The organism is Paenibacillus illinoisensis NBRC 15959, from assembly GCF_004000925.1.
Taxonomy (GTDB): domain Bacteria; phylum Bacillota; class Bacilli; order Paenibacillales; family Paenibacillaceae; genus Paenibacillus; species Paenibacillus illinoisensis.
The window spans coordinates 100,650-120,942 of record NZ_BIME01000014.1; the positions used below are offsets into that span (position 1 = coordinate 100,650).

Genomic DNA, 20,293 nt, shown 5'->3' on the forward strand with positions numbered 1-20,293 from the left:
TAAATGCGCAGTTTAGGAAAGCTCGTTGTTTTCAGATGTTTAATTGATAAAAAAGGAAATAAAAAGACATTAAAATGTAGAAAAAGCTTGATTTTACAACGTTTTTTTTCTGTTATGTTGGAATATATTCGCAACTTTTGAGAGTACGGGGCGTCTAATAGGTGTCTGGTAATGCCCACGTGGTCAGTCGGAGCTGTAAGTCACAACATGCGGCGAAAAAATATGAGAATGGTAGGGGTGAAGGATGAAGAAGTTCGGTTTTTTGGTACTGTTATTTGTCTTTGGGCTCGTTTTCCCGGGCTATAGTCATGCAGCTGTGGATACGAAAATTATCCTAGACGGGAAAGAAATTGTGCAGCCATCGGATGCCAAAGCGGAAATCATCAATAGCAAAGTGATGGTGCCGATTCGGGTTATTTCCGAGAGTCTGGGGTACGGTGTGGAATGGAAGCAAAGTACAAGCACCGTGACGATAAGCAAAGACAACACTGCCATGCAGATGATTGTAGGACAGAAGACGGCAACGGTGAACGGCAGTAACGTGAACCTGGATGCCCCGCCACTCGTAAAAAATGGTACGACTCTTGTGCCACTCCGATTTATCGGTGAACAAATGGGTCTTAAGGTGGGTTGGAACAACACTACGAAGACGGTAACATTAGTTACCCAGAATTCAGGTTCCGGAAACGGGACAACAACTCCTCCGAACTCCGGCAATAATGGCGGAAGTACGAATGAGGAAGGTCTTGTACTGGTGAACGGCATCAGCTTCAGTGACAACCGCTTCTTTATTGCAACCAGCGGAGAAACGAAGCCGAACGTCTTCACGATGACAGGACCGGATCGGATTGTTATCGACTTACCTAATACAGCATTTGCTGATTCTTTCAGTGAGGGACAAGCTCTTGACAGCAACCAGAATGGACAGCTTGTAGTCAGCGGTTATCCCGATGTTTCCAAGATTCGGTATTCGTTATACAGCAACAGCCCTTCTACTGTTCGTTTTGTCATTGACCTTTCGAGTGCCAAAGGTTATGACGTTCAGAACGATTCGGGTTTGATTATGGTTGATCTGAACAAACAAGGCGCGACACCTACTCCTCCAGTTGGAGATAATGGCAAGAAAGTTGTCGTCATTGATGCAGGACACGGGGATCACGATCCTGGAGCAATTGGTGTTACCGGTAAACGAGAAAAGGATTTCAACTTGGCAATGGCTTTGAAAGTGGAAGCACTGCTGAAAAAAGAGTCTAAAATTGACGTTGTGTTAACCCGCAGCGATGATACTTTTCTTGCTTTGAGTGAACGTGTGAAAATTGCCGAAAAGGTAAACGCGGATATTTTCATTTCCATTCATGCCAATAGTGGACCTGCTGCTGCGAACGGTGTAGAAACCTTCTATACTCGATCCACTAGTAAGGAATTGGCTACCATCATGCACAAATATCTTCTGCAATCTTCGGGATTAAAGGATCGTGGCGTGAAAACGGCAAGCCTCCATGTTACCCGTGAAACGACAATGCCAGCTGTTCTGCTGGAGGGCGGTTTCCTGAGCAATAAGAGTGATGAAGCAGCTCTGTTCACTGAAAGTTTCCAAAACAGTGTTGCCAAGGGTATTGTTGCAGGAATCAAGGAGTATCTGGGAATTAAATAAGGGTTTCCCTTATGATCAGGAGGCGGAGTTAGAATGAACAAAAAAATATGGATTGCAGCACTGCTGGTAACGGTTATGGCAGTTGCTGCCGGATGCGGAAGCAAGCCAACAGCAGCTCCTGCTCCAAGTCAGACTCAAGGGGCAGGTACGGAAGTTAGTGTCCCTGAGGATCAAACGAATGAGAATGAGACAAATGAGACAAACGATACGGAAATTACTGATCCTGTAACTGTGGAAACAGAAGGTACAACATCTACACCGGATTCAACACCTTCCAGCTCAGGTTCAGAAGGAACAACTTCTTCGGGAGGAACTTCTACGGATTCGAGCAGCACTTCACAGAGTACAGAACAAAAAACAATCAAGGTGTTTTATACCGATCCGGAAGAGCTGGATCTGCATGAAGCCACTGCGAGTATCTCCTATGCAGCAGATGATGATAAATACAAGGAAGCATTTGCGGCTTTACAACAAACGTCTGATGACAAACTTGTTCCACTGTGGGCCAAAGATATTGAATTGAAGTCCGTAAAATTTGATGCAGGTGCACTTACATTGGACATTCATATGCCTGATACTGCACGTCTTGGTGCAGGTGGAGAAGCCTATGCAATTGATGCCTTGAAGAAAACATTCTTCCAGTTTGATGAAGTTAAATCGCTTGATTTGCTAGTGGACGGGCAGCAATCTGAGAGCTTGATGGGCCATGTCGATCTTGAGCATCCAATGACAAGATCCGAATAGTTTCCTGCAGCATGTTGTTTTACCGTTTTCCAATGGATATCGACCGTTTTACATGAGAGGGGAAATCATAGGTGACTTTTAAATATAACAATCCATCACACTCTAAAAAAGTAGTATCAGCCGTGCTTGCAGGCATGATGGCCCTTAGCGCTGGCGGAGCTGCCATGGCAGCAGAATCAACAGAAGCGGAGCAGAGCCAGACTGCGGCTGTAAGCAATACGACTGCACCTGCAGGTTTGTTCAGTGATATCAAGGTTGGATACTGGGCTGAGAAGCATGTATATAAGCTGGCAAACCAAGGTATCCTTCTCGGTAACAATGGTCTGTTCCGTCCTGGAGATGCGGTAACACAACAGGAAGCTGTAACCATGGCGATCCGTTTTATGAACCAGGAAGGCCAGTTGAACGACAGCACGGCTACGGCATTACCGACAAATATGGAAGTGGGGAATTATTTCAAGCCATATGTGGCTTTGGCGCTTCAACTGGGACTGATTGATAAAACGGAAGAAGCTACAGCAGACGTATCTAAAACAACATGGGGACAAAAGCCTGCATCGCGTGAGTGGATTACCAAGCTGCTGATCCGTTCATTGGACAAAGAGGCTGAAGCGAAGGCTCAGAACAGTCAGTCCACTGGCTTCGCCGATGATGCAAGCATCTCCACAGATGGCAAAGGTTACGTCAATCTGGCAGTGAGCCTGGAGCTTGCCAAAGGTGTGGAAGGCAACAAATTTAATCCAACCGGATCGGTAACCCGGGCCCAATTAGCGACTTTCTTTAGCAGAGGAGAAGCGTTAACAGATACAGCTTATCCGAACACGTACACGGGTTATGTAACTGGATTAAAAGATGGTCAGATCAGCCTGCTGGTTAATGGTAAAGTAACAAACTTTACGGTGAACAGCAGCACTCCATATTTTACAAAAGATAGTGAGACACGTGCGGCAGAACCGAATGTTCAACTCTATACCAAAGTACAGGTAGTTGGATCTGCTGGAAATGCAGCTTATGTGGAAGTCATCGATGCGACGCCGCAGGTGGAGAGCGTCGAAGGTACATTTGCGCGTTCGTTGTCGGGCAATAAAATTGGGATCTTTGTTGGCGAGAACTATGAAACTTACGGGTATGATGAAGCAACGGCATTTATCGACCAGAACGGAAATGCGATCAAGTTGGCTGATATTACAGCTGACAGCATTATTGAAGTACAGCGTGAGACCTTCTCCGCAGACAAAAAAACGGTGGCCATCCGCGTGAAGTCCGGCATTGTCAACAAAAGTGACAGCGGAGTGATTGCGGAAGTGAGCACAACCGGGAAAACGATCAAGTTCACGAATGCAGCAGGAACCACAGAGCAGTTTACGTATGGTGATAATCTGATTATTCGTTATCAGGATCGAATTCTGTCTCTAGCAGAGCTTAAAGCAGGCAGTGCAGTAAAATACACCGTGAAGGACAGTGTTTTGCAAAGCATTGAATTGTCTCAGGGTGTAGAGCAGTCTGTACGTGGCACGCTGGTGGAGATTGGTGGCAATCAGTCCACATTGACGTTTAAACGTGAAGGTGGCTCTCTTGAGGCGAAACTGCTGGCGGAAAATCCGGAGGTAGTAATCAACGGAATCCAGGACGCATCATTGTCAGATCTGATTACAGATGCAACGAATGGTGACCAGGTTGAGCTGACGCTAAATGGTGAAGATCGTGTAACTCGAATTCAGGTTATTGGACGTCAGATGGAACCGATGAACGGTGCTTCAGTAGTTTCTTACAACAGCAAAACCAAAGTGTTGACTGTACTTGACAGTAACAAAAAACCATTTGTATTTACGCTGGATGACAAAACGAAGCTGGACTACAATACAACCAAGCCTACGCTTGCAGGATTGGAATCGCTATTGAACGAAGGGCGCAAACTCGATCTGACGTATGTCGGAACCAGAGCGTTGTCCGTAAAAGTCATTTACAAATACGAAGGTACGCTTAGCGGCATGGATACAAATAAAAAAACCATCAGCGTATTGTCTGGTAATCAAACCATCACGGTTCCTTATTCTACCGTTCCGGCAGTAGAGATCTACAACAAGTCTGGAGCAAGTCTGAGTGACCTGAAGATTGGTGATAAAGTAACCGTTACGCTTGGATCCAATCAGGATTACGTACAAAAAGTGTCATTGAACACCGTGGCACAATTTGAAGTCGTATCTGTAGAGACCAATGGTCGTGTTCGTGTAAAATCGGACTCCCTGACAAGCCAGTTTTACGTGGATCAGGCTGTTTTGACAGGTGAAGGTGGACAAAGTATTACAGCTTCTCAACTGACTGCCGGGAATTTGATTAACGTGACTTTCGAAGGAACGACTCCTAAAGCGGTTCAGGTCGTGAAACGGACGTTGGCAGAAGTGACATCTGTTGATGCGACTTCGGTAACGCTGAAGTTGTTTAATGGACAGAGCGAAACCGTACCTGTTAGCGGTGCTGTAAAAGTAATCAAGTCCGGCTCTACATTAACCACGTTAAACAGCCTTACAGTGGGTGACCGTGTCGAAATGACCAAGGATACGGATAATTCCACTCGTTTCAGAGTGATGACCATTATGAGTAAGCAGTTCTGGTCTTATGATGGCGTTGGTAACCAAATCCTGGTTAAACGTGAGTCCACTTCAGATACAAATTACCGTTTTGCACTTGGTACAGGCGTATTTGTTCACCAGGGTGACAACACTTTAAGCGTGCAATCTCTCAAAGATAATGATAATATTGTATTGTATCTCCTGAATAACGTAGTCATGGAGATCCAAAAACAGTAATCGTTTTTTTCGAGGATCAAAAGAATGACCGTCTTGATGCGGGATCTTTCCCCCATCAGGACGTTTTTTTTGCAAGCTTTTTGGCGTCCCATCAGAGCACTCGAAATAAGCTTGGAAAGTAAGTCTCCACACCGTGTGGTGATTTTGTGGGAGGTAGCTCTTCATGAATGCAGCGACGGTTAGGCACATACTCGATACGATGGAAGCGATGTTCCCTGATGCACATTGCGAATTAAATCACAGCAATGCGTTTGAATTGACTGTAGCTGTCCTGTTGTCTGCCCAGTGTACCGATGAAACGGTAAACAAGGTGACTGCAGACTTGTTCCAAAAGTACACCAGTCCTGCCGACTATCTGGCGGTTCCGCTCGAAGAGTTGGAACAGGACATCCGGCGTATTGGCTTGTACCGGAACAAGGCCAAGCATATTCAGAACATGTGCCGTATTTTAATAGAGCAGTATGGCGGTGATGTACCGCAGGAACATGATCAGCTTGTGACGCTGCCAGGTGTAGGGCGGAAGACCGCGAATGTGGTTGTTTCCAATGCATTTGGTGTACCGGCCATTGCGGTGGATACGCATGTTGAACGTGTATCCAAACGGCTCGGGCTGGCAGGCTGGGACGACTCCGTACTTGAAGTCGAGAAAAAACTGATGAAGCGCGTACCCCGGGATGAGTGGACTTTAACTCACCACCGGATTATTTTCTTTGGACGCTACCATTGCAAGGCGCAAAATCCCGCGTGTCATATTTGTCCATTGCTGGACGTATGCCGGGAAGGGAAAAAGCGTATGAAAACGTCCCAAATCAGGAAAGATAAGGAACGTGCTACAAGCCCAAAACGAAAAATAAATTAATGACCAGAAGAGGATGAGTAATGATGAAATGCATTTCCGTGTACACTGACAATTTTGAGGCCTTCTCCGATATTTTTGAGCAAATCGTAGAACAGGAAATGGCTGAGAACGAAGAGAAAGAAGTCGAAGGCATCACAGTAAGCCACTCTGGCGACGTGCCTGAGCACTATTTGGAGCGTATGTCTACCAAACCGGAAGTTGTGGTTATGAGAGACAAAGGAAGAGACATTACGATTTTGCAGCATGGACAAGTATTTGAAATTTTGCTGCCTTCCCTGGAGAATGCTGTTTCCTAATTCTCCTGGTCAATGCAAGACATGTTGCATCAATGCTGGCGTTGAGCTTATCACATAAGTTCATGCGGGCATTGAATGCAGCATACATAGCTGCGCACAGTGAACAGCATTGTGTAATCAATAGAACCATTATTCAGATAAAACCGACAGATCGGTTTTATTTTTTTTAAGTAAAAATGATGTTTTCTTTCTGCAACGCTTAGCTTTAAATGAACGAAACCGTTCAAATTCGGTTTGTCTAATGTTAAAATACATTTATTATAAAGACATGACAGGTACAATAAAGAGGAGCCAGGGGGAAGGCCAGACATGACCAGAACAGATTACCCAGTAGAATTGGCTGAACCACTGCTTTCGCTGCGCAAGGCAATGGAGCAGACAGAGGACCATACTGCTGTACATGCGTTAACAGATCTGATGAGCAAGGCAGAGATGAAGCAATTGACGATCGCGTTTTGTGGACACTTCTCTGCAGGAAAATCAAGTTTGATCAATAGTTTATGTGGTAAACGGGTGCTGCCATCAAGCCCTGTGCCGACAAGTGCCAATGTGGTGTCCATTCGCAATGGCGCGCCGCGAGCGCTGATTTATACGGCAGCTAACGAAAGCGCTGACAATCAGGAAGTACTCGCAGATCCGCTTGAAGTCTCTCCTGAGCAACTGGAAGAGTACTGCAAGAATGGTGGTGCATATCGTTCCATTGAAGTGTGGGATGACATCCCTTTGCTGGCAGATGATGCTGTGCTGCTCGATACACCAGGTGTGGACTCGACTGACCGGGGACATGGCTTGGCAACACATTCGGCGCTTCACCTTGCTGATGTGGTCTTTTATGTGATGGATTATAACCATGTTCAGTCTGAGAGCAATTTGTCTTTCGCCAAAAGCCTATCGGATTGGGGGAAGCCGCTGTTTCTCATCGTGAATCAGATTGATAAGCATAGGGAACGTGAGCTAGCGTTTGACGAGTATGTGAAAGGTGTAGAGGCGATTTTTGACGCGTGGGAAGTCAGATATGATGGGCTCTTGTTCACTTCGCTTCGCGATAAGGATCATCGTTATAACCAATGGCATGTGCTCCCTGATTTGATTCAACACATGTTGAACGAGAAGGAAGCACTCATTCGTCATAGTCTTGCAAGTTCGGCCAGTCACATCACCGAGCAGCACATCATCAGACAGGCTGAACGGCGAGAGGACGAAGAGGCAGCTCTGCTGGACGAAATCGGAGGACAGGAAGGCATTGAACGACTTGAACGAGAGCTGGATAAGTTAAAGGCTGAAGAAGACGAGCTTCGTGCCAAGCCCTCACGGGAGCGTGAGAAGTTCCGGGGGGAGCTGGAGTCCCTGTTATCGAATGCCAACCTCACTCCTGCAGATATCCGTACTTCGGCCGCAGCCTATCTTGAGAGCCGGAAACCTGGATTTCGGGTAGGATTGCTTTTCTCAGGTGGGAAGACCGAACAGGAAAAGCAGCGCCGTGCAGCTGAGCTCGTTAAAATGCTGCAGGATCAAACTTCGGGTCAAGTGGAAGTGCATATTCGCACCATGCTTCGGAAGCTGGGAGAAGCCCATCAGCTGTGGAACACGGACTGGGAACAGGCATTGAATACTGAATTGCCTGTTCTGGATGAAGCACTATTGGAGATGAAACGAAGCGCTGGCGCAGAGGTGTCTCCCGAGTATGTGCTTCAATTCAGCAAGGAGGTGCGGGGCGAGATTGAGGCCCGCTACCGCAGGTCGGCCATGATGCTGGTCGACCGGATGCTTGAGGCGCTGGGCGCGCAGGGCGAAGCCGCGCTTCAGGCGCTGGACGCCAGCCGCGCAGCGGTGCTGGCGCAATCCGCGGCGGCGGCGCGCTATACGGCGCTGCAGCGCGCCGCCGTCGCCGAGGCAGCAGGGCTGCGCAGCCTGCTGCCTCCTGCGGGCCCTCTCCCCTCCGGGCTGTTGCCGGAGGTGCAGGGCCCGCATGTGCCCGCGCAAGAGCCGAGCGAAGCTCACGGCTCTGACCCGGGCACATCCGCGTCTGTGGCTGCGCAGCCACAGACGGAAGCGCCGCCGCGCAAAGCTGCGGCGCACATGCAGCCGGCGGCTGGCGCACAGCGCCGCCGGCGCCTGGACGCAGCTGCGGCACGGCTGGAAGCCGCTGCTGCGCTGGTAGAGCCGTACCCCGCCATGGGGTCGGCGGTACGGGACCTGCGTGCACGCGCGGCTTCGCTTGCGGGCGGCACGTTTACTCTGGCGCTGTTCGGAGCCTTCAGCGCCGGCAAATCCTCCTTCGCCAACGCGTTGCTGGGCGAAGCTGTACTCCCTGTATCGCCGCATCCAACGACAGCGGCGATTAACCGGATCATGGCTCCGGCCGGAGGCGCGGAGCATGGAACGGCCCGGGTCCGCATGAAGACCCTGGCCGCGTTTCAGGAAGATCTGGCCTATTCCTTCCGTTTGCTTGGATTGGGCGAACCGGGAGCGGATTGGCAGAAACGGGTCCAGTCCTTATCGCCCCAAGATGTACATCCCGCAGGACGGCCGCACTACAGCTTCCTGCAGGCGGCAGCTGCAGGCTGGGATGACACGATGGATCAGCTTGGTCAAGATGTTCAGGTAGACCTTAACGGATACCGAAATTTTGTGGCCAATGAACGGAAATCCTGCTTTGTCGACAGCATTGATCTGTACTACAGCTGTGACGTTACGGAGCAAGGCATTGTGCTGGTCGATACACCTGGGGCCGATTCGGTGAATGCACGTCATACGGGTGTTACATTCAATTATATGAAGAATGCGGATGCGCTTATCTTTGTAACCTACTACAACCATGCTTTCTCCCAGGGGGATCGACAGTTTCTCAACCAACTGGGACGGGTGAAAGACAGCTCGGCCATGGACCAGATGTTCTTCGTGGTGAATGCCAGTGACTTATCATCATCCGAAGATGAACTTGAACAGGTACTGGAGCATGTCAGTACGCAGCTTCGAACGAATGGGATTCGGGCCCCACGATTGTTTCCGGTTTCCAGCCTGCTTGCCATGGAAGGCAAAAGCATGGGAGATGCGGATATGCTTGAGCAATCCGGTTTCCTTCGTTTTGAGGAAGAGTTCAATCGGTTTGCCGGCACAGAACTTGCTGACCTTGCGGTTGGAGGTGCTGCCGAAGAACTGTCGAGGGTTATCCAGCGGTTAGATCAGCGTGCACACGATGCGGTTCAGGGTGAAGAAGTGCTGCAGCAGCGGAGGCAGGAACTGCATGCCGTCATGGATCAGTCTCTCGTGCGAATCCGAACCCTTGCCGAGCGCTCCATGAGAGAAGAGCTTGCTCAGGAGACGGCTGAATTGCTCTTTCATGTTAGACAGCGGCTGGGTTATCGACTGGGGCTCTTTATGGCAGAAGCGTTTCATCCTTCCGTTCTGCGGGAAGACCGTGGTAATCTAAAAGGTGCATTTGCAGCATGCGGACGTGAACTGCTGCGTATGATCGCTGTAGAGCTGGAACAGGAATTGCTTGCGACGACACTCCGACTGGAACAGGCAGGGAAGAGCTGGTTAATGAGACAGATCGATGATTGCGTTCAGGAACTTAAAGAGCGATCAGGCGGAATGGATCTTTCGCTTGCTTTTAATGAGAACTGGAGTACACCTGTGCTCGAGGAAATCCGGCTGGAGGAACCGTCAGGATGGAAAACGTATCTCAGTTACTTCCGCAACCCTAAGCAATTCTTTGAAGGTGAGGGGAGACAACGACTCCAGGAAGCGCTCGATCCGGTCATCAAACAAATGGTGGCTGGCGCTCTTCCTGCTGCACAGGAAAAACTGGTTCAGTTCTATGATGCCCAACTGCACCAGTCGCTGCAGCATCAAGCCAGCCAGTTGGAAGAGCGACTGAAAGAAGCTGTTGCCGCATTGAATGAGACACTGACAAGTGGCGTTCCAGCAGAGGAATGGTACAGTCTTTCAGCCCAAGTGCAGCAATTCGTACACGAATAAGTATACACGTAGAGTGTATGCATATGTATCTGCAAAAAGGCTCCTGACCGACCAGGTCATACAGGGAGCCTTTTTTTGTCCGAACAACCTGAAACAAAGAGAATATTCAAACATTTGATTGATAGGTGGTCTTTTATTCCTGTTAATGACGCATTAAGGAGAAAGTAGCCTGAATATGGTCAGTTATTCGCTTTGCCGCGAATGGGGGACGGTGATAAACTTCATAAATGTTCATACCGTTTTTGAACGAGACAAGAGGAGGAGAAACATGGATGTTCTCAGGCAACTGCAAACCTTTTTTTGGGAAAAGCGCACGTATTTATTTGTATCAATCTTGTTCCTCGCCATAGCGACCGCGCTCGGGCTGGTGTATCCGAATTTGCTCAGGATACTGATTGATGATGTAATTATACCGCGCAATTTTGAAGACGTTCCCATACTTGCTTTAACCGTGTTAGGTGTTGTGATTTTGAAAGCGGGTATGCAGTTTTTACACGGGTTTTATGGAGGACGGCTTGGTAACTTCCTGGCGTACCGACTGCGTAACGCATGTTACGAAAAGCTTCAATTTTTATCCTTCCGGTATTATGATACGGCCAAGACGGGTGATCTGATGTCCCGCCTCACGGGAGACCTGGAAGCCATCCGCAACTTTATCGGATTTGGCTTCGCACAGATCCTCAACATGGTTTTGATGGTCGTATTCGGCGCAATCATGATGATGACGATGAGTTGGCAGCTTACCCTGCTGACGCTCATATGTATTCCTCTGCTTGCCTTTGTTGCGCTAAGATTTGAATCCCAGATCCATCCTGCATTCCAGGAGATGCGACTGGCGCTCAGTTCATTGACGACAGCCGTACAGGAAAATATTACTGGAGTGCGTACCGTAAAATCTTTTGCACGTGAGCCTTACGAAGTGGAGAAGTTTTCCACACGCAACGAGCGTTATAAAACGAATCAGATTCATGCTGCAACATTGTGGAGTCGTTATTTTCCCATCATGGAGATTCTTGCTTCTGTAAGCGTTGTACTCCTTCTTATCATTGGAGGAAGAATGGTCATTAATCGGACCTTGTCACTTGGTGAACTCGTTGCCTTTTTCAGTTTGATCTGGTACATAATCGGACCAATGTGGAACCTTGGATTCCATATCAACAACTATACGCAATCCAAAGCTTCGGGCGAACGGGTGCTTGAACTGCTGAATACACCGGTGGACGTGCAGGAGACAGAAGATCCAATCATTGTCGAGGCTGATCAGGTAAAGGGGCATGTAACGTTTGATTCTGTAACCTTTGCGTATGGCAATAAAATGGCGGCCGTAACCGATATCAATTTTGATGCACCTCCGGGCTCGGTTATCGGTTTCCTCGGAGGCACAGGTTCCGGTAAATCCACCATTATTCAGCTCTTGATGCGTGCGTATAACGTCAATTCGGGAACCATCAAATTGGATGGCAAAAATATTAAGGACATGGGGATACGCAGCTTGCGGAGCCAGATCGCATCCGTATTTCAGGAAACGTTCCTGTTCTCTTCCAGCATACGCAACAATATCTCGTATGGTCTCAAAAACGTAAGCATGGATGACATTATTCGGGCAGCGAAGCTGGCCAAAGCACATGATTTCATTATGGAGTTTCCGGACGGATATGACACGGTTGTTGGTGAACGAGGCATGGGTCTCTCCGGCGGTCAGAAACAGCGGATTGCGATTGCAAGAGCCTTGCTCAAAAATCCGAAAATTCTAGTACTTGATGATGCAACTAGTGCAGTGGATATGGAGACCGAGCATGAGATCCAGTCCGGTTTCCAGGAAGTTATGCGAGGAAGAACAACCTTTATCATTGCACACCGGATTTCCTCACTGCGACATGCAGATGAGATCCTGGTACTGGATGAAGGGCGTGTCGTTCAGCGCGGCACACACAAACGTCTTATTGAAGAACCTGGACCATATCAGGATGTTTACAAAATTCAATACGCAGACTACATCGCCCGCGGCAAGCGGGAGGCTGGGGAGCAGGTGAACTCATGAGTGCCGAAACGGTAGCAGACAGGCGCGAGGTCAAAGGGACCTCTGAGAAGAATATAAATGAACGATTCGTTTATCAGGACGATGAGATCATTGAGAAACCGTTTAACTGGAAAGAATTTGGACGTTTGTTCGGCTATATGAAACCTTACGCAAGGCAGCTTCTGCCGCTGATCATATTGATGATGATTTTGGGTACGATCACGAAATTATCGGTTCCTTTCTTGATCAGTCTGGCGATTGACAGAGCCATAGCACCGGAGAGCGGACTGCCAAGCATGACCCTGTTATATATTATTGGGGGTTCGGTACTCCTGCTCTATCTCATTCAATGGGCTGCCAATACGTACCGGATCAAATTAACCAACATTATAGGACAGCGGGTCATTTATGACCTTCGCTCGGATCTGTTCAAACATATTCAGAAACTGTCCTTTAACTTTTTTGACAAAAGACCGGCGGGGTCCGTACTCGTTCGTGTCACGAATGATATCAACTCATTGCAGGATTTGTTCACCAATGGTGCAGTCAACGTCATGATCGACTGCGTGCAGTTATTGGGAATTATCGTTATTTTGATGCTTATCAACTGGAAACTCGGCCTTGCCGTTATTATTACGGTACCGATCATGTTTATTATCTCCACCAAGCTGCGCGTATTGATCCGCCGTGCCTGGCAGGATGTACGCATGAAGAACTCCCGCATCAACTCCCACTTGAATGAATCCATTCAGGGGATTCGAGTGACTCAGGCGTATACACAGGAAAAAGAAAACATGAAATACTTTGACAACATGAACATGTCCAGCAAAAAATCATGGGACAAAGCATCAGCCATGAACCAGGGCTTTGGACCGCTTATTGAAATTACCGGCGGTTTCGGTACATTGATCCTGTTCTGGTTTGGTGCCTACCTGATTCAAGATGGTCAGTTAACTGTTGGTTTGCTTGTAGCCTTCGCCAACTATGTCGGTAACTTCTGGGATCCGATCAACCGTCTGGGCCAGATGTACAATCAACTGCTGGTAGCTATGGCTTCCTCCGAACGTATTTTCGAATTCATGGATGAGGAACCAAGCATTGCAAACAAACCGGGTGCGAAGCCGATTCCTTCTATTAAAGGCGATATCGTTTTTGACAATGTCGTTTTTGAATACGAGAAAGGCAGACAGGCGCTTAAAGGAATCAGCTTTAAGGCTGCAGCAGGCGAGTCCATTGCACTGGTTGGTCACACCGGCTCAGGAAAAAGTACAATTATCAACCTGATTAGCCGCTTCTATGATATTTCCGGAGGAAGACTGACGATTGACGGCCATGATATACAGGATATTAGGGTTGAGAGTCTGCGCAGTCAGGTAAGCATTGTCTTGCAGGATACCTTTATCTTCTCCGGAACGATTCGAGACAATATTCGATTTGGCAGACTGGATGCAACAAATGAAGAAGTGGAGGAGGCTGCGAAGGCAGTCAATGCTCACGAATTTATTATGAAGCTGCCTGGTGGATATGATACGGAGGTTGAAGAAAGAGGAAACGTGCTGTCCATGGGACAACGGCAGCTGTTGTCCTTCGCCCGTGCCTTGCTCGCGGATCCACGGATTCTTATTTTGGATGAAGCAACAGCAAGCATCGATACCGAGACAGAGCTCAAAATTCAGGAAGCACTGAAAGTGCTGCTTAAAGGCAGAACCTCTTTCATGGTCGCTCACCGACTCTCGACGATCCGGAATGCAGATAACATTATTGTGCTCGATCACGGTGAAATCAAGGAAGAAGGAAACCATGAGCAACTTATCCAGAAACAAGGAGTTTATAATGGATTAATAGAAGCTCAATACAGATTTTTGTAAAAATTGATCGAAAAAACACAAAAAATCTTGTAAAATTCACAAGAAAAATAGGGAGCACCCTTGCAATCTTTAACCAAAACCCCGAAAATAGAGAGACAGATATAGAAGATTTCTCTTTGGGAGGATTGGAAAGAACATGTGGGGTGCTCCTTTTACGGCTCAAGCCAAAAAAATGCTACTGCTGGGTAGCGGAGAATTGGGAAAAGAGGTCGTTATTGAGGCCCATCGACTGGGAGTTGAAACGATCGCTGTTGATCGTTATGACAATGCACCTGCCATGCAGGTAGCACACCGGTCTTACTGCATCGACATGTTAGATGCCGAAGCTTTGAAACAATTGATCCGCAAGGAAAAACCTCATTACATCGTACCGGAGATCGAAGCGATTGCGACAGAAGCCTTGTTGGAGCTTGAAGAAGAGGGATTTTGTGTTGTGCCGACGGCACGTGCTGCCCGTTTAACCATGGATCGCGAAGGCATCCGGCGTTTGGCGGCAGAACAATTGAAACTTCCGACAGCAGCCTATCTATTTGCGAACAACTTGGAAGAGCTTCAAGAAGCCGTTCGTGAACTGGGTACACCTTGTGTGATCAAACCATTGATGAGTTCTTCCGGTAAAGGGCAGAGTGTATGCCGCACGCCGGATGACGTGGAGAATTGCTGGAATATCGCTCTTTCTGGAGCGCGCGGCAAATCTGTACGTGTCATCGTGGAGAGCTTTGTGAAATTTGACAGTGAAATAACGCTGCTCACCGTAAGATCTGTATCAGGAACTGTATTTTGTCCTCCGATTGGTCACATTCAGAAGGATGGAGATTATGTCGAATCTTGGCAGCCGCATGCAATGACTCCGCAGCAATGGGAGCAAGCTTGTCATATTGCCAAGTCTGTTACCGATGAGCTAGGTGGTTATGGACTGTTCGGTGTCGAACTATTCTTGACTTCGGACGGAGTTGTGTTCAGCGAGGTATCACCTCGTCCGCATGATACAGGTATGGTTACCATGGTAACGCAAGATAGCTCCGAGTTTGCGCTGCATGTGCGTGCAATTCTGGGTTTCCCTGTAACAGATGTACATCTGCTTACACCTGGAGCCTCAGCTACGCTGAAGGCCAATCATGAAACATCCGACTTTACTATAGGCGGGATTGAAGAAGCACTGGCTCTTCCACGTACGCAGGTTCGTGTATTTGGCAAACCTGAGGTCAAAGTGGGACGCCGGATGGCTGTGGCACTTAGTGCAGGCCAATATGTGGAAGAAGCTCGAAAAACGGCGGTTCAAGCCGCAAATATGCTGAAAGTGGAGGTAAATCATGTCCAATAATGCCCAGGCCCCTGTACTGACGATCCGAGAGTGTGAACTGCGAGATGCTGAAGCGGTAACGGGACTGATGCGAGAGGTCAGCTATCCGACAACAGCCAATGTTATGAAAGAGCGCATTGAAGGTTTGGAGAGTAATCCAAACGCGTGCATGCTTGTTGCCGAAGTGGATGAACAAATTATTGGTATGATCGGCTTGCAATGTGTGCAAAGTCATGCCTATCCAGAACCTGCCGCTCAAATTACGTCCTTGATTGTAGGGCAAGAGTACCGTGGAGGCGGAATTGGCCGTCGTCTGATGGCTCGTGCTGAGGACTGGGGCAGACAGCAAGGTGGGAAACAATTGTTTGTCACCGGTGCGAATCGTGAAGTTGCTTCATCAACGTATTCTTTCTATGAGCATATTGGCTTTCAAAAGAGAGGATATCGTTTCAGTAAAGTCCTTCTATAGAAAAGATTCTTCAAAATAAGGTACCTATTCCTCAACCAGATCGTTGATGTACAGGTAACTCGAGACATTCGGACAAGATGTATTTATTCCGGATGTCTTTTTTTTGGTTAAATAAGGACGCCCCTTAAAGGATGGTTTTCATATATGATAGTGTGTAGTAGGCAGTCCACATGAAAAAAACTGTTAAGCCATATACAATTGGGACAGGCAATGAGGCTATCATGTATTTGGTACCCTATCAAAACTATAATCCAACTTCTACTGCACCTACGGAAATAGGTTCATGTCTTAAAGCGTGACTTAAACATTTAAACCAGTTTGATGCTTTTGAAACGAAGTTAAAGATTACAAAAAAGTAACTTTTCCATAATTTATAGGTTCACATCACTCGTATGAATTGGTATACTGCTAGAGTATTCATTACAAAGTTGTAACTAATTAATTTTCGAGGAGATGAATGAATTTGAAAAAGAACTTGTTGAAAACCGTCGTCGCTGGAAGTCTGACAGCTGTACTGGCCGTAGGAATTATGCTCCCTGCTTCTGCTTCTGCGGCAGAGGTGTCCACATATAAAGCTACAATTAAACTTACGGATGCAACTAGCCTGAAAACATTGCTTGAAAAGTGGATGAAGGATAACGGAATTACGGTATCGAATGGTCAGGTTGTTAAACAACCGACAGCAAAGCCGGAAACAACAAAACCAGAAACAACAAAACCAGAAACAACTAAACCGTCTCAACCAACGCAAGAAGAGAAACCGGCTCCTGCACCAACGGAAAAACCTGAGAACAGCGGAAGCACTGGCAACACAGGTAATACAGGTAACAACACAAGCAACAGTGGTAGTGAGTCGGCTCAATCCGATTTCGCAGCACAGGTTGTAAAACTGGTGAATGCTGAGCGTGCCAAAGCAGGTCTGAGCGCACTGGCATCCGATGCACTTCTGGATAAAGTCGCTCTTGCCAAAGCAAAAGACATGAGCAACAACAACTATTTTGATCACCAATCACCAACGTATGGTTCTCCATTTGATATGATGAAACAATTTGGAGTAACTTACAGCTATGCTGGTGAGAACATCGCCAAAGGTCAAAAAACGCCTCAGGAAGTCGTTACTGCATGGATGAACAGTGAAGGACACCGTGCGAATATCCTGAGCAAAAACTTTACTCAAATCGGTGTTGGATACTACAATGGTTACTGGGCTCAAGAATTTATCGGCAAATAAGTCATTTGAATGAATAACGTTCAGATTTAATTCGAAAAAAGGTTATGTCTGCACAGCGAAATCTGTGTGAGGCATAGCCTTTTTTCATTTATAAATTTAAAAAAGAATAGAGCGGCAAAATTTGCAAATTAACGACAGAACATTTATGTTATTTAGAAAAAGCGTCATCTTAATGTAAAACCATTTTAAATTATAAACACCCAACCAGGTGTACATGAGCGGAGATGTGATGAATGAAAAGAAAAACCCTTGATTCAGCGCCATGGATCTGGAGAACGATCAGTACAGTGTCCATTTTGGCAACACTTCTGTTATTATTCGGTTTTGGTTATGCCATAAAAGACGTCATCTATCCTGAGGGGGATTCAGCTTTAGGGACGGGGCAGTCGACGAAAACACCGGCTGATGAGGCCAGCAAACCTGCAGCTCCAGTTGATGATGGTAAAATTCGAATGGCCGTTATTGGTGATTCTCTGGCTAGAGGCACGGGGGACGATGAAGGACTGGGCTTTGTAAGGCGTGCAGGTAATATTTTAAAGGAACAGGGACATGATGTTCAGGTTCTGAACAACCTGGGAGTTAATGGCCTGAGAACGGATGCACTACTAAGTAAACTGGATGAACAGGGTGTACGCTATGTACTCCAGCAGTCCAACTTTATTTTATTGTCCATTGGAGCTAATGATCTCTTTCAGGGTGGACAGGTATTGCAGGGTGAGGATCCGCCGACCGCCGAAAAGCTGGCTGCAGCATTGCCTGAAACGACCAAGCGTCTCCAGGAAATTTTGAAGAAAGTTAAGGAGATCAATCCGGAAGCACAGATTGCGTACATAGGCTTATACAACCCGTTTGGGGATGTGAAGGAGCTGGAGGTTCCCGGCAATGCGGTTGTAGCTGCATGGAATGATGCTGCGCTTCAAATCTTGAACCAAGAGGATAAGATGACGCTTGTACCCACCTTTGATCTGTTTGAAAATCATCTGGGCGAGTATCTCTCTTCCGATCACTTTCACCCGAATGGTGCAGGATACGAGGAGATTGCGGTTCGGATCGCGCAGGAATATCAGGCTGAAACACAGGCAGAAGGGAGCACGAACTAATGGCAGAGCCGCAGAGCGATTATGTACTGTCTGTGCAGCATCTTAAGAAAAAGATAGGACGCAAATGGATTATTAAAGATGTCACTTTTGAAGTGAAGCCCGGAGAAATTTTTGGTTTTCTCGGCCCGAACGGAGCGGGGAAAACAACAACCATCCGGATGCTCGTTGATCTGATCAAACCGACAGAAGGCAATATTAAAGTCTGTGGTTACGATGTGAATCGCGATCCTGAGCGTGCTCTTCAATATGTCGGTTCCATCGTGGAAAATCCGGAGGTGTATACATACCTGACAGGTTGGGAGAATCTGGAGCACTTTGCCCGGATGCAGCCTGGTGTTGATCATGCCCGTATTCAGGAAGTGGTGGATATTGTCCGTCTGGATCAACGGATTCATGATAAAGTGAGAACCTACTCGTTAGGCATGCGCCAACGGTTGGGTATCGCCCAGGCCCTGCTTGGACGCCCACGTCTGCTAATTCTGGATGAGCCTACCAACGGACTTGATCCCAAAGGGATTAAGGAGCTTCGGGTGTTTATCAAACAACTTGCAAGCGAAGGGATGGCTGTATTTGTCAGCAGTCACCTGCTGAGTGAAATTCAGCTTCTGTGTGACAGGGTCGCGATCATAAGTGCAGGCCGCGTTCTTGCCGTTGGAGGCGTAGATGAATTAATTGAAGATCACTCCAAATTCGCCATATGGCATGTATCACCTCTGGAGGAGGGCAGAAAAATGCTGCTTGACGCAGGTATTGCGTTAGTGGATCGCCCTGCCGAGGTGATGGATGATACCATTATCGCAGGGCTTGGATCCAATGCGGTTGTTGCTGAAATGCACGAGGATCGCATATCGGGTCTAGTGAATCAAATGGTACAGGCAGGGATTCAGGTTGAAGGTGTACAGCGGGTTCAGCCGACACTGGAACAATTATTCTTAAAGATGACAGAAGGTGAATCCATTGAGTAATATCATGCCGCTCATCCGAAATGAAACGATTAAGATGGTGAAGAAGAAACGTCTTTATATTATATTTATTGTACTTGCGGTTCTGGTTCCGATGTTTACGTATGCCCAGATGAAATCTGCGGAAAATAACCGCGACAAGTTTGGTGGCGACTGGAGACTTGAACTTCAGCAGGCAATCACGGATAATCAAAATTCACTGGGCAGCGACCGGGTGCCTGAGGAATACAAAAAGTACCGCACGGTTTATATCCAGCAGATGCAATATTATCTGGAAAATGATGTGAATCCGGAGGAGCCCAATGGCGTAACTTTTACCCGGGAATTTATGAATAATGCGGTTGGCTTGTTTATTCCGCTGCTTATTATGGCCATTGCCTCGGATCTGGTGTCGGGTGAGCGCACAACAGGTACCATCAAGATGCTGCTGACTCGTCCGGTCAAACGCTGGAAGGTACTGCTCAGCAAACTGGTCACCCTGATTATGTTTGTGTCTATAATCGTCGTATCTGCGTATATTATCTGTTACGTTATATCAGGTGCAGTATTCGGATATAAAGGTTTCGGCATGCCGATCTTTACCGGATTCAAGGTTGTGGGTACGGATGTGGATCTGTCTGCTGTACACGCCGTGGATCAATGGCTGTATCTTCTCATGCAGGCTGGATTGATATGGTTTGTGAGCGTCATTGTGGCCATTCTGGCTTTCATGGTTTCCGTACTGGTTCGCAGCACGGCAGCAAGTATTGTTATTATGATGGCTGCGCTTATCGCAGGAACCATTCTCACGAATATGGCTGCCTCTTGGCAGTCAGCCAAATACCTGTTCATGGTTAATCTGGAACTTCCGGATTATTTGTCCGGCGGATTGCCACCGATTGAAGGAATGAATTTGGGTTTTTCCCTTATTGTGCTTAGTGTTTGGGGCATTGCCTCACTCATTGTGTCATTCCTTGTCTTTACGAAACGGGATATCTTGAATTAAAATGGACA

14 protein-coding genes are annotated in these 20,293 nt (G+C 47.4%); all 14 read left to right on the top strand.

Annotated features, from left to right (window positions below):
- The first annotated feature begins 244 nt into the window (after positions 1–244).
- The gene (locus PIL01S_RS25855) at positions 245–1,654 is read left to right on the top strand and encodes an N-acetylmuramoyl-L-alanine amidase family protein (protein ID WP_127540376.1); all 1,410 of its coding nucleotides are present in this window, start codon (positions 245–247) and stop codon (positions 1,652–1,654) included.
- Positions 1,655–1,687: 33 nt separating this feature from the next.
- Complete coding sequence (locus PIL01S_RS25860) at positions 1,688–2,398, top strand: GerMN domain-containing protein (RefSeq protein ID WP_127540378.1); 711 nt, start codon at positions 1,688–1,690, stop codon at positions 2,396–2,398.
- 71 nt (positions 2,399–2,469) lie between these two features.
- Entirely contained in the window at positions 2,470–5,208 is a 2,739-nt protein-coding gene (locus PIL01S_RS25865; RefSeq protein ID WP_127540380.1) for an S-layer homology domain-containing protein, read from the top strand.
- 163 nt (positions 5,209–5,371) lie between these two features.
- Positions 5,372–6,067 carry an endonuclease III gene (gene nth, locus PIL01S_RS25870; protein ID WP_127540382.1) on the top strand — a complete coding sequence of 232 codons (696 nt, stop codon included), beginning with the start codon at positions 5,372–5,374 and terminating at the stop codon, positions 6,065–6,067.
- A 23-nt stretch (positions 6,068–6,090) separates the two neighbouring features.
- On the top strand, positions 6,091–6,363 hold the full coding sequence (locus PIL01S_RS25875) for an NAD/NADP transhydrogenase alpha subunit (protein ID WP_095292936.1): 273 nt from the start codon (positions 6,091–6,093) through the stop codon (positions 6,361–6,363).
- A gap of 309 nt (positions 6,364–6,672) precedes the next feature.
- Positions 6,673–10,347 carry a dynamin family protein gene (locus PIL01S_RS25880; protein WP_127540384.1) on the top strand — a complete coding sequence of 1,225 codons (3,675 nt, stop codon included), beginning with the start codon at positions 6,673–6,675 and terminating at the stop codon, positions 10,345–10,347.
- A 268-nt stretch (positions 10,348–10,615) separates the two neighbouring features.
- A complete protein-coding gene (locus tag PIL01S_RS25885) occupies positions 10,616–12,388 on the top strand; it encodes an ABC transporter ATP-binding protein (RefSeq protein ID WP_127540386.1) in 1,773 nt (590 codons plus the stop codon).
- A complete protein-coding gene (locus tag PIL01S_RS25890) occupies positions 12,385–14,235 on the top strand; it encodes an ABC transporter ATP-binding protein (protein ID WP_127540388.1) in 1,851 nt (616 codons plus the stop codon). The genes PIL01S_RS25885 and PIL01S_RS25890 overlap by 4 nt, the downstream gene beginning before the upstream one ends.
- Positions 14,236–14,371: 136 nt before the next feature.
- Positions 14,372–15,559: a formate-dependent phosphoribosylglycinamide formyltransferase gene (purT, locus tag PIL01S_RS25895; protein ID WP_127540390.1), complete on the top strand. Its 1,188-nt coding sequence runs from the start codon at positions 14,372–14,374 to the stop codon at positions 15,557–15,559.
- The gene (locus tag PIL01S_RS25900; RefSeq protein WP_095292715.1) at positions 15,549–16,007 is read left to right on the top strand and encodes a GNAT family N-acetyltransferase; all 459 of its coding nucleotides are present in this window, start codon (positions 15,549–15,551) and stop codon (positions 16,005–16,007) included. The genes purT and PIL01S_RS25900 overlap by 11 nt, the downstream gene beginning before the upstream one ends.
- A gap of 463 nt (positions 16,008–16,470) precedes the next feature.
- A complete protein-coding gene (locus PIL01S_RS25905; protein WP_127540392.1) occupies positions 16,471–17,238 on the top strand; it encodes a CAP domain-containing protein in 768 nt (255 codons plus the stop codon).
- Between the two features lie 233 nt (positions 17,239–17,471).
- Positions 17,472–18,338 carry a GDSL-type esterase/lipase family protein gene (locus PIL01S_RS25910; protein WP_127540394.1) on the top strand — a complete coding sequence of 289 codons (867 nt, stop codon included), beginning with the start codon at positions 17,472–17,474 and terminating at the stop codon, positions 18,336–18,338.
- On the top strand, positions 18,338–19,303 hold the full coding sequence (locus PIL01S_RS25915; protein WP_127540396.1) for an ABC transporter ATP-binding protein: 966 nt from the start codon (positions 18,338–18,340) through the stop codon (positions 19,301–19,303). Before PIL01S_RS25910 ends, PIL01S_RS25915 begins: the two co-directional genes overlap by 1 nt.
- The gene (locus PIL01S_RS25920) at positions 19,296–20,285 is read left to right on the top strand and encodes an ABC transporter permease (RefSeq protein WP_095292704.1); all 990 of its coding nucleotides are present in this window, start codon (positions 19,296–19,298) and stop codon (positions 20,283–20,285) included. The genes PIL01S_RS25915 and PIL01S_RS25920 overlap by 8 nt, the downstream gene beginning before the upstream one ends.
- Positions 20,286–20,293: the final 8 nt, after the last annotated feature.

Bases quoted from the DNA above. Each gene is read 5' to 3' on its own strand.
- PIL01S_RS25875 (WP_095292936.1), top strand. From the start codon at position 6,091: ATGAAATGCATTTCCGTGTACACTGACAATTTTGAGGCCTTCTCCGAT.
- PIL01S_RS25880 (WP_127540384.1), top strand. From the start codon at position 6,673: ATGACCAGAACAGATTACCCAGTAGAATTGGCTGAACCACTGCTTTCG.
- PIL01S_RS25855 (WP_127540376.1), top strand. From the start codon at position 245: ATGAAGAAGTTCGGTTTTTTGGTACTGTTATTTGTCTTTGGGCTCGTT.
- purT (WP_127540390.1), top strand. From the start codon at position 14,372: ATGTGGGGTGCTCCTTTTACGGCTCAAGCCAAAAAAATGCTACTGCTG.
- PIL01S_RS25885 (WP_127540386.1), top strand. From the start codon at position 10,616: ATGGATGTTCTCAGGCAACTGCAAACCTTTTTTTGGGAAAAGCGCACG.
- PIL01S_RS25860 (WP_127540378.1), top strand. From the start codon at position 1,688: ATGAACAAAAAAATATGGATTGCAGCACTGCTGGTAACGGTTATGGCA.
- nth (WP_127540382.1), top strand. From the start codon at position 5,372: ATGAATGCAGCGACGGTTAGGCACATACTCGATACGATGGAAGCGATG.
- PIL01S_RS25915 (WP_127540396.1), top strand. From the start codon at position 18,338: ATGGCAGAGCCGCAGAGCGATTATGTACTGTCTGTGCAGCATCTTAAG.
- PIL01S_RS25890 (WP_127540388.1), top strand. From the start codon at position 12,385: ATGAGTGCCGAAACGGTAGCAGACAGGCGCGAGGTCAAAGGGACCTCT.
- PIL01S_RS25900 (WP_095292715.1), top strand. From the start codon at position 15,549: ATGTCCAATAATGCCCAGGCCCCTGTACTGACGATCCGAGAGTGTGAA.
- PIL01S_RS25910 (WP_127540394.1), top strand. From the start codon at position 17,472: ATGAAAAGAAAAACCCTTGATTCAGCGCCATGGATCTGGAGAACGATC.